6 protein-coding genes are annotated in these 5247 nt (G+C 53.1%); 5 read left to right on the forward strand and 1 reads right to left on the reverse strand.

Translation table 11 applies throughout. From position 1 onward, the window contains the following. The first annotated feature begins 119 nt into the window (after positions 1–119). The 3 genes from BP727_RS13335 to thiC all read left to right on the forward strand — a co-directional run bounded on the left by BP727_RS13335 (position 120) and on the right by thiC (position 2670). Positions 120–413 carry a ChaB family protein gene (locus tag BP727_RS13335; protein WP_013718945.1) on the forward strand — a complete coding sequence of 98 codons (294 nt, stop codon included), beginning with the start codon at positions 120–122 and terminating at the stop codon, positions 411–413. Between the two features lie 156 nt (positions 414–569). Further along, entirely contained in the window at positions 570–1229 is a 660-nt protein-coding gene (locus BP727_RS13340) for an NAD(P)/FAD-dependent oxidoreductase (RefSeq protein WP_013718944.1), read from the forward strand. 157 nt (positions 1230–1386) lie between these two features. Next, positions 1387–2670, forward strand: coding sequence for a phosphomethylpyrimidine synthase ThiC (gene thiC / locus BP727_RS13345; RefSeq protein ID WP_286859327.1), 1284 nt, complete (start codon positions 1387–1389; stop codon positions 2668–2670). Here the strand turns inward: thiC and BP727_RS13350 are convergent. Then, positions 2667–3134, reverse strand: coding sequence for a hypothetical protein (locus BP727_RS13350; protein ID WP_013718942.1), 468 nt, complete (start codon positions 3132–3134; stop codon positions 2667–2669). The two genes, thiC and BP727_RS13350, sit on opposite strands and share 4 nt — an antisense overlap. A 111-nt stretch (positions 3135–3245) precedes the next feature. Between BP727_RS13350 and BP727_RS13355 the strand changes: the two genes are divergently transcribed. Together BP727_RS13355 and BP727_RS13360 are read left to right on the forward strand one after the other, a co-directional pair. Beyond that, on the forward strand, positions 3246–4349 hold the full coding sequence (locus BP727_RS13355; protein WP_276620387.1) for a DUF373 family protein: 1104 nt from the start codon (positions 3246–3248) through the stop codon (positions 4347–4349). A 7-nt stretch (positions 4350–4356) separates the two neighbouring features. After that, a complete protein-coding gene (locus tag BP727_RS13360; RefSeq protein ID WP_286859332.1) occupies positions 4357–5247 on the forward strand; it encodes a tributyrin esterase in 891 nt (296 codons plus the stop codon).

Consider the following 5247-nt stretch of genomic DNA (forward strand, 5'->3'; position numbering starts at 1 on the left):
ACAATAAATATTCTTTTAGTCTAAATCCGCCTGGAAAGCAGATCCGCCCAAAACCTTTTAACCAGGCTATTAGAAATATAGAGCCATCATGAGCTAAACACATACAGGAGGTGTATTAGATGCCATATGCAAATATAAGCGAGCTGCCCAAGAGCGTCCGAAATCTGCCCAGCCGGGCTAAAACCATATACATGAAAGCCTTCAATAGCTGCTGGGAGGATCTGGAGATAGAAGATGAGACAGCCCGCGAGAAGGCATCTCACGAATCAGCCTGGTCGGCCGTAAAAGAACAGTATGAGAAGGACGACGAGACCGGTGAGTGGGTTAAAAGCGATGGGTACGCAGGAAGACGCTCGCGCCATCGCAAGAGCAGGTCCAGCGGGACCTCATTGCAGGCAAAGGCACATGCATGATATCAAAAGAGAGATGCTGATAGAGGAACTGAGACTGATTTGGTCAATCGAGCTCCTCTTCAGCCATTTCATGGGTCATATTCAATAGGAAAGCTTTTTGCCCTAAAAACCCCAATCTCTTCTTAGCGAATATTTCAGATCAAGGAGTTGTTTAGCATGTCCAAAGATATTCTGGAAAAGGGTGCCATTATTCAAAGGGACAAAGAGACCTTTGCCATAGCACCGCATATAGCAGGCGGCATAATCGATCCAGCCGGCCTTCGAAGGATCGCCGATGTGGCGGAGAAGTATCATGCCAAGGCCTTAAAGATAACATCTGCCCAGAGGATCGCCATAGTAGGAATCGATCCTGAGGATATCGATAATGCCTGGGCGGACCTGGGGATGAAGACCGGGGCTGCCATAGGTCTATGCGTTCGCAGCATCAAGATCTGTCCGGGAACTACGTTCTGCAAGCGCGGCCAGCAGGATGCTGTGGGCGTGGGCCTGAAGCTGGACGAGAAGTATCACGGAATGCAGCTTCCCTGGAAGTTCAAGATGGGGGTATCAGGATGCGCCAACTCCTGTGCTGAGCCCGCGGTAAAGGACATCGGCCTGATCGGCACCGCCAAGGGATGGAGGCTTCTGGTAGGCGGAAGCAGCGGGGTAAAGCCAAGGCTGGGCACGTTGCTGGCAGAGAACCTATCCGACGATGAGGTATTCTCTTGCATAGATAAGATCGTCAACTTTTACCGGGATCACGCCAAGAAGCAGCGCCTGGGCGATTTCATAGAAGAGATCGGCTTTGAGACCTTCAAAAAAGAGATCCTGAAATAGAATATCCCAACAGTCAAGGATAATACTGAACCTGAGGCGGGCACCATTGTGTCGCCTCACGATTTCTTCATCATTCTGCTTGCAGCATCTCCCGCCAGAGCAGCGTGGTTGATCACCCTTAAATAACCCTACATTGTCAGTTGATGCTGGTGAAGAGATGGGACTGATAGATGATGCACGAGCAGGCAGACTGACAGAAGAGATGAAGATAGTGGCCGAGGCAGAGGGAAAGACCCCTGAGTTCATACTTCGAGGTATAGCCAGCGGCAGGATAGTCATCCCTCGCAGCCCTTACAGATACACTAGATCGGTGGGCATTGGCAAGGGGCTCCGCACCAAGGTGAACGCCTCCATCGGCACCAGCAGCGATATCGTTGATGTGGAGATGGAGGTGGCAAAAGCGCGCACCGCTGAAGCGAACGGTGCAGACACTCTGATGGAGCTCTCGACAGGGGGGGACTTCCTGGAGATCAGAAGACGGGTGATTGAGGCCACAACATTGAGCGTGGGGAGCGTTCCCCTCTACCAGGCATTCATCGAGGCCATAAGAAAGTATGGAGCAGGTGTGGACATGCCCGAGGACGACCTCTTCAGGGCGACGGAGGAGCAGGCGAAGCTGGGAACCAACTTCATGGCCATCCACACCGGCATCAATAGCATCTGCATAGAGCGGCTCCGCCGCCAAGGCGGTCGATTTGGTGGCGTATGCAGCCGGGGAGGGGCCTTCATGATCGGCTGGATGCTGCATAATCAGAAGGAGAATCCCCTCTACCGGGAGTTCGATTATCTCTTGGAGATCCTTAAAGAGCATGAGGTCACCCTAAGCCTGGGCAATGGCCTTCGAGCGGGAGCGGTGCACGACTCCACCGATCGGGGTCAGATCCAGGAACTGATAATCAACTCCGAGCTGGCGGACAGAGCCCATGCGGCAGGGGTTCAGACCATAGTGGAGGGGCCGGGCCACATCCCCATCGATGAGATTGAAGCAAACGTCCTGGTTATGAAGAGGATGACTGATGAGAAGCCCTTCTATATGCTTGGCCCCCTGGTCACAGATATAGCTCCCGGATACGACCATATCGTGGCGGCAATCGGTGCCAGCCTCTCTAGTGCCTACGGAGCGGACTTCATCTGCTATGTCACCCCGGCTGAGCATCTGGCTCTTCCTGATGTGGAGGATGTGAGGATGGGCACGATCACTGCCAGGATAGCAGCCCATATAGGCGATATGATCAAGAACAACGATCGCCAGAAGGATCTGGATATGGGAAAGGCGCGGAGGGATATGCTCTGGGAGAAGCAGTTCCAACTGGCCATAGATCCTGAGACTGCAAAGCTGGTCCGGGCTGATAGAACCCCCTCGGATGCAGAGGTCTGTACCATGTGCGGGGATTTCTGTGCCTTAAAAATAATAAAAGAGAATATTGACCTTGCCCGCTAGCCGAAGAATGTGTCGTAACCGAACTGCAGGACAGAGGTGCTGGAGAAAGCGGCCTTCAATTTGGCCCTGGAGATCAGATTATTTGCCTCGAAGGTGATACTGCCAGCATCCCTCTCTTTTTCAAAGGCTCCGATCGGATCCTTTGACAGTCTGACATTGTCTATTGCCTCCTCTGAGGCAGTTATGGTGATTGATGGATCGTCCCAGCCTCCTTCAATTAATCTGTCTATTCTCGCTGATTTCACATCCAAGCCTACCTGGAAGGTGCTGGCATTTTTTCGGAGTACTTCCAGGTTGATCTTCTCATCGCCCAAAATGGTTTTCAGAACCTCTGGCGCTCGATCGATATTCCGGTTGTACGTATCGATTTGCTTTTGCGTCTCCGCCATGTCAATGGTAAAGGCACTGGCAAAGGAGACCAGGAGCACTAGAGAAATTGCAATGCATAAGATTAGTCTTCTCATAGCCATCCATTGGCTTTATTAAAATAAATATTTTTTGGATATGGCCGGATCTTTTCTCTTTGCTGTTTGATCACAGAATCCTTTAAGTACAATCTTTTCAAATAGTAGACCATGGATGTCCTTGTGCTCTGCATAGATCGGGACAATGACCTGGGCCGCAAGGGCGGGGTGATAACCCCCGTCGTGGGCAGAGAGGCCAATATAGAGGCCGCCCTGAAGTTGGGCATGTCTGACCCAGAGGACTCGGACGTCAACACCATATTCGGTGGCATCAAAACCTTTGATGAGATTGCTGCATCAGGCAGGAATGTGGAGATCGCCTCTATTGCAGGAGACCTGAAGGTCGGCCTGATCTCAGACAGCAAAATTGCCTCTCAGCTGGAGGATCTGTTGGCGCGCTTGCATCCTCAAGGGGTGGTTGTGGTCTCTGACGGGGCGGAGGACGAGGCCATCTTGCCCATCATCACCTCCCGGATCAAGGTAGAAGGAGTGCGTCGGGTTTTGGTCAAGCAGAGCCCCAACCTGGAGAGCACCTACTACCTTTTAAAGCAGCTCTTCACCGACCCCAAGCTCAGCCATACGTTATTCATTCCTCCTGCATTGGCTCTGCTCATGTTTGCATTCTTCAGCCTGATCGGCTACCCCAGCTGGGCGATAGTGGCCATCACAGGCTCGGTGGGTCTGTATCTCTTATTCCGGGGGCTGGGCCTGGACGACTCCATGGAGGAGGCAAAGCAGACGCTCAAGAAATCCCTTTATGCCCGGAAGATAGCCTTTATAACCTATATCCTGGCGGCAATGCTGGTGGTCATAGCCACCGTAAATGGAGTGGCATACTTCTGGCAGTACTTCCATGAGCCCACCTTTCCTGGATACTTCACCTTGATCATGATCTATCTATACGAGAGCATCTGGTGGTACATGGCTGCTGCCTTATGCGTGAATCTGGGCAAGGTCATGGACATGTATATGGAGGGCATAAGAGACGCTCGCACCATATCTTACCTCTTCTTCATCCTGGCCACCGGCCTGGTCATCTGGTCGACCAGCAGCTTTATCCTGGCCAGCAATGCCGATCTGGAGTTTGGCATTGGCATGGTAGAATCGGTACAGAAGCTGGCCATCTCAGCTATTGGGGCTATTCTGATTACCGTTATCGGGATCAATGTATCCAAACGCATTGCGACCGATAATGCCTTCCTTCCATCGAAGTGATATTTCAATGCTCCAGATCCTGGCCTCCGGGGAGAAGTGCCTTGGCGACTTCACATTTGACTTTTATTGGCAGCATCAAGGCTCAAGGCTGGATATGGATCAGAAGATAGGGGAGGCTAGCCTCAGGCAGATCGTGCAATCGCTCCGTGAAGGGGAGAGGGTGAATATCTCCGGGGATGTTGGCAGCCGCCTGGGCTCCAGCCTGGGCGTCGATCTCATCCGGCTGGGGGGAAAGGGCGGGCCGATAGAGGGGACGGGCAGCATAGTGGTGGAGGGAGACGTGGGCCGGCGCATGGGGATAAGCATGCTCAGAGGCGCGATCTATGTCTCCGGCAGGGTCAGTGAGCCCATGGGGAATGTAATCGAGGTTGATAGCGATCTGACTGGATATCGAATGTTCGTCTCCATCACCGAGGCTCTGGAAAAGGGGTGGGATGTGACGGAGCCGAATCATCTGGACCAGCAGGGTCTGTTCATCGAGGACGGGATTATCAGGGATACCCTGGGGGCAAGAAATCCCGCCGACAAGACCATCAAACTGGAGGGAGACGCAGGCATGAGCACGGGCATACTCATGCGCTCCGGCCAGATCATCGTCGAAGGATGCGCTCAGGAGAACACAGCAGTTCTATTGCGAGGAGGAAGGATCTTGGTTAGAGGCAGTACGAAGGACTTCACAGGTGCAGAGATGAGAGGGGGCGAGGTCTTCATAGAAGGAGATGCCGGCAGCTTCACCTGTGCCCGGATGAAGGGTGGAGTGGTCTATGCCCGGCAGGCTCTGCCCCTGCCACCAGCAAAGAGGCATCCACTGAGCCCTTCCGAGAGGACTGTGGTAGCCAGGGGGCTGGAGCTGAGCCCAATGCAGGCCCTGATGTATAGCCGGTTCGGCCTTCAGTAG

Origin of the sequence: Methanosaeta sp. UBA356 (assembly GCF_002496465.1) — an archaeon.
GTDB classification, from domain to species: Archaea; Halobacteriota; Methanosarcinia; order Methanotrichales; family Methanotrichaceae; genus Methanothrix; species Methanothrix soehngenii.